The organism is Moorena sp. SIO1G6, from assembly GCF_010672795.1.
Lineage (GTDB): Bacteria > Cyanobacteriota > Cyanobacteriia > Cyanobacteriales > Coleofasciculaceae > Moorena > Moorena producens.
In genome coordinates, this window is sequence record NZ_JAAHFZ010000129.1 from 1 (window position 1) to 4,790 (window position 4,790).

General features: G+C 42.6%; 6 protein-coding genes. 5 read left to right on the forward strand and 1 reads right to left on the reverse strand.

Annotation, left to right across the window (positions count from 1 at the left end; translation table 11 throughout):
- The first annotated feature begins 416 nt into the window (after positions 1–416).
- A complete protein-coding gene (locus F6K63_RS36265) occupies positions 417–590 on the forward strand; it encodes a hypothetical protein (RefSeq protein WP_287314936.1) in 174 nt (57 codons plus the stop codon).
- A 169-nt stretch (positions 591–759) separates the two neighbouring features.
- Here the strand turns inward: F6K63_RS36265 and F6K63_RS36270 are convergent, their stop codons facing one another.
- A complete protein-coding gene (locus F6K63_RS36270; protein ID WP_154659784.1) occupies positions 760–900 on the reverse strand; it encodes a hypothetical protein in 141 nt (46 codons plus the stop codon).
- A 103-nt stretch (positions 901–1,003) separates the two neighbouring features.
- Here F6K63_RS36270 and F6K63_RS36275 point away from each other — a divergent pair, with 103 nt between their 5' ends.
- The 4 genes from F6K63_RS36275 to F6K63_RS36290 all read left to right on the forward strand — a co-directional run bounded on the left by F6K63_RS36275 (position 1,004) and on the right by F6K63_RS36290 (position 4,223).
- Positions 1,004–1,348 carry a hypothetical protein gene (locus F6K63_RS36275; protein WP_008184267.1) on the forward strand — a complete coding sequence of 115 codons (345 nt, stop codon included), beginning with the start codon at positions 1,004–1,006 and terminating at the stop codon, positions 1,346–1,348.
- Position 1,349: 1 nt separating this feature from the next.
- Entirely contained in the window at positions 1,350–2,990 is a 1,641-nt protein-coding gene (locus F6K63_RS36280; protein ID WP_008184270.1) for a S8 family serine peptidase, read from the forward strand.
- Between the two features lie 333 nt (positions 2,991–3,323).
- Entirely contained in the window at positions 3,324–3,494 is a 171-nt protein-coding gene (locus F6K63_RS36285) for a hypothetical protein (RefSeq protein WP_154659785.1), read from the forward strand.
- Positions 3,495–3,983: 489 nt separating this feature from the next.
- On the forward strand, positions 3,984–4,223 hold the full coding sequence (locus F6K63_RS36290; RefSeq protein WP_202799203.1) for an ISAs1 family transposase: 240 nt from the start codon (positions 3,984–3,986) through the stop codon (positions 4,221–4,223).
- The last annotated feature ends 567 nt before the right edge of the window (positions 4,224–4,790 follow it).

The following is a 4,790-nucleotide window of genomic DNA, read 5'->3' on the forward strand; positions in this document are numbered from 1 at the left end:
CGGAGCGGCTACTGATCAGTCCCCCGAACCAGTTAGCACTTAGTATCTTTAGCAATCTTTGACAGGAATCTTTGACGGTTGGCTTTGAAATTATCGGCATAAATTAAGTCCTATCTCTCCTCTGTTTACTCCCTCCTGAGCTCAGGAGGGAGGAGTTTTATTGTAGACCTTAAGCGATAATCATGCCCACCAATACCGAACCAGACAAAAATCGTAGGGTGGGCATTGATCAGGAAGATTAAAATTAGTGAGCCTATAAATTAAATGAGCAATGCCCACCAATACCGAGGCTAAGTTATGAAACACTATCATATCACCTCATAAAAGGTACCCTCAAGGGTACTGCCAAGCCAGAGTTAGATTTGACATTATATAAATGTGTTGATTGAAATTAATTACAGCAAGAGGTAAAACCCATGGCTTACAAATACTATAATCCCTGTGTGTTCCAAGTTCCGATCAAATTAGAAGTACCGATTGTGCTCGACCTAGCTGTAGGTGCTAAGCGTAAGTGCTTTAGTAAATATGAGGAAATGGAACTCGAAGAGAACGGAGCGGGTACTGAGCCAGCCGAACCAGTTACCACTTAATCTCTTTAGCAATCTTTGACAGCTGGCTTTTAAATTCTGGGCAGAAATTAAGTCCTATCTCTCCTCTCTATCCAGGGTAAGCGCATCTTGTTGGGTAACCGGGGGTAGTTCTCAATAAACCCGGCCTTGTCTTGATCTAGTCGCTCATGGGGGAAACCACGCCAGTTGCTCATGGGGGGAACCCCCAAGACCGCACTGGCTCCCCAAGACCGTAATGGTGCGTTTGACCCGTAATTAAATTCGCCACGGGTCGCACCTCTGCATCGCTATTGTGCTTATTGACAATCAATTTCCTATATATAGTGTTCATTGAATTCACTAAAAACTATATATAGAAATAAAAAAATTAGATGCGTTTACCCTGTTCTAGCTGTAGGGATTCTAAAAATAAAAGTACAAGAGCTTTTGTTCGTATGTTCTACTTTGAATATTCAGTTTTTGCTCACTTAGAGACAGTTCAAGTAGCTTGCCACTTGAATGTCAACCAAGCTAGAAAAATGCGTTACTTAATTACACTCAATCTACCGCCTCCTAACAATTCTTTGGAGTCCGTGAAGCAACTAGATGGAATCAAAGACTTAGAGATTGATGAAGATTATGGTCTAATTCTCATAAGTCCGAAGCGGGATTTGTATGTCATCCGTGTATCGGGTGACATGGATTCTCAAAAACTGATAGCAATACAACCGTTAGTCAAGGGAGTTCACGGTGATATAAAAATAGCTCCCACAGAATCTCAAGAAGAAGAGGATAAATAACATGCGTGTGTTAATTCAGATGCGATTTATGCCGGAACTCCGTGCTGCAATGACTGCCGAGAGTTTCACTATGACAACAGAGGCTGTTTCTATTGATGGCTTTTCACTGGATCAAAGTTATACACCTGTTTTGGTGCCTAATCGACAAAGACGAGAAGAGGTTGGAGTCACAGAAGTAGGACAACTATTTTCCTTTGATGCTCGCCCTGAAGTTTCCACTTATCTGGTAAGAGGTGAGGTGGCAGATGATGCACTAGAGCCTTTAATAGCGGCAGTTGAACAAGACCCTAATGGGATTGGTGTGTTTTCAGATCCACGAATTAGTGCGATCGCTATTTGTCCACCTGCTTCAGTGGGAACCCATCGAAATGTGGAGAATTTACTGCAATTTCCACAACTTCAAGCAAAAGGAATGGATGGGTCTAACGTAATGGTGGCGATCGTTGATAGCGGAGTCAATCTATCCCATCTAAACAGTAAGGGTAAAACACCTCAATTCGATGCGAGCAAAAGCTGGACTCCAGTATCTGGACTTACCCCAGGTAATATGCGTGTCGATCATGGAACAATGTGTGCCTTTGATGTCTGCATTGCTGCGCCAAACAGCACTCTTCTCGACTATGCCCTTCTCCAATCGCAGACACCAGGTGGCTCGGTAATGGATGGGTTTTTGAGTGATGCTGTCAAAGCTTTCAGTAACTTGCTGCAAATACTCTCAACAGCCCCAGAACCTAAACCAGCTTTGGTAGTTAATAATAGTTGGGGAATGTTTCATCCCTCTTGGGACTTTCCGGTGGGCCATCCTGGCAATTACAGTGATAATCCCAATCATCCTTTCAATATCATTGTTGAAAGTTTAGAGGATGCTGGTGCTGATATTCTTTTTGCTGCTGGTAATTGTGGTGCAGAATGTCCTGATCCAAGATGCCAACGCGTTACTAACAGACCCATTTATGGTGCGAATTCTCATCCAAGTGTCCTTAGCATTGCTGGGGTGACAGTTAATAAAGAGCGAGTTGGCTATTCTAGTCAGGGACCAGGACATCTCGACTCTCAAAAACCCGATCTTTGTGCCTATACTCATTTTGTTGGCTCAGGAGTTTATCGAGCAGATAGTGGCACTTCAGCAGCTTGTCCTGTTGCGGCTGGTGTTGTAGCATCGATTCGGACTAAGTATCCTCCTTCGGTTCTCTCTCCCGCTGAACTTCGTCAACTGTTGCGCCGAACTGCCGAAGATTTGGGTGTGGCAGGTTTTGACTACGATCATGGGTTTGGGCTGATCGATGTTCCAGCCATCCTCAATGCCCTAGAGCGGCTAGACATACCAGAATTACAAATAGGAGAGGCGGTTTCAGGGCATTTAAAGCAGACTGGCGATTCTAGCTTATATCGGGTGAGGGTCGGCACCTCATTGAGCCTTGAGCTAGATGGACAGGATGGTGTAGATTTCGATCTCTATGTCAGAAAGGCATTGCAGCCAACTATCAGTGAGTTCGACTATCGTGGGTATACCAGTTTACCTGACGAGAAAATTAGTATCCGACCTTCAGAACCAGGTGAATATTTTGTTATGGTTCGTTCTTATCGTGGAGCAGGAGATTTTTCTCTGAAAGCTAGTGTGGAATCCATCTTGAACGTGTAGGCGTTTGAGTAACAACTGTACCTGAAGGGGCGACGAAACAGGCTGAAATGCTTGGTATCTAACGCTATAGCATTTTTAAATTGGGTGAGGTACAAAGTTCTAGGTTTTAGGGAGTAGGGAGCAGGGAGTAGCGACTGCATCAGTTTCTTAAATTTGTTAACACCATTACACCAATTGTTAGATCTATAGTTACGGTGAATTTTTAAGGTAGGCATTGCCTACCTTTTTTTTGTATTTAAGGGTCAGTGTTTTTAGATTAGTTTATCTCCTTGAGGGAGATTGTAACTTTGACAAAGATATCTCTCTTAATGGATCCTTCCAGCTGCAGAAACCATGTTTCCATTAATTCATTTCCTTGAGGGAGATTGTAACTATTGGGAAAACAACGATTGTATTCACTGGGAAGAGTTTCCATTAATTCATCTCCTTGAGGGAGATTGTAACTTTACAGGGAAAATTTTAGAAGCTTATTTTGAGCCGGTTTCCATTAATTCATCTCCTTGAGGGAGATTGTAACCCTCTCCCTCCCACTCAGGTCATCCAAAGGAAATGAGGTTTCCATTAATTCATCTCCTTGAGGGAGATTGCTTTTTGCCCAAAAAGCAAAATGACAATCAGTGGGGGCTTGTACCCGCCACTGATTGAAGACCACAACTCGCTTGACCGTAGGTCACGCTGCGCGAACGCTCCAATTCAAAGTTCAAAATTATTAATTCAAAATGATTCGGACAATTCTAGATTTTTAATTTTTAATTTTTAATTTTGAATTACCCGGGGGGCTTGTACCCAGAATTAATTAATTCAAAATTTATGATTTTCTTTATTTTGAAGTTTTAATTTTGAATTTTGAATTACCCAAAGGGGTCAGTTATGACCAGCGTATCGAAAAAGGTCATCATCGCACAGAGATACGCCAGGGCAGGGTCTGTACCGGTTTCGGCACAAGGTTAATTTCACCTTCCCTAGCTCTGGGAAGGACTCCAAAGTTTGGTGATGGTGGTTCGTGTCCGCCGTCTGTGGAACAAAACTACTCGTGAAGTTCAGTTTTATCTGACTTCAAAAGCTAGTGATGCTCAGGTTTTAGCTTCGGCAATTAGAAAACACTGGAGCATTGAAAACGAGCTACATTGGACTATCGACTGTACTTTTGCCGAAGATGCTTGCCGTATTCGCTCTTTACACAGTCCCCGTAATGCGCGCTCTTTGGCGACGCATTGCTCTTACTGCCCTTGATCGTGAGCAAACTTACAAACGTAGTCTCCGGCAAAAAATGAAGCGCACTGCTATGGATAATAACTATATGATTCAAGTCCTTAGTTGTTTTCACAGGCGACAGATTAGATTCTTCTCATCCCTTGTGTCAAGCCTGATTGAGATGCTCTTACCCTGCCTCTCTATCCTCCATTCTGAAATCAGGATGAAGGAGTTTTTATTTATTGGTTCACCGATAATAATACCTAAGTTAGGCTATCAGGGTAAGCGCAAGAAAAAATTGCCCATAATGTGCATTGGCTGGATATCGGTTGATCGTGGCTCGAAACCCCTATAATCTCGTAGAACTTGATTCTCAATAGAGTTTAATAGTTGAGAATGAGCCCCTTTTTTTCTCAATAAGCTACAGCTTATTGATTCTTGCGCTTACCCTGGTTAGGCTATCTTATTATCAGTTTATCAAAGGTACCCTCAAGGGTACTGCCAAGAGGGATTTAGATCTGACATTATATAAATGTGTTGATTGAAATTAATTACAGCAAGAGGTAAAACCCATGCCTTACAAATACCATAAACCCTGTGTGTTCC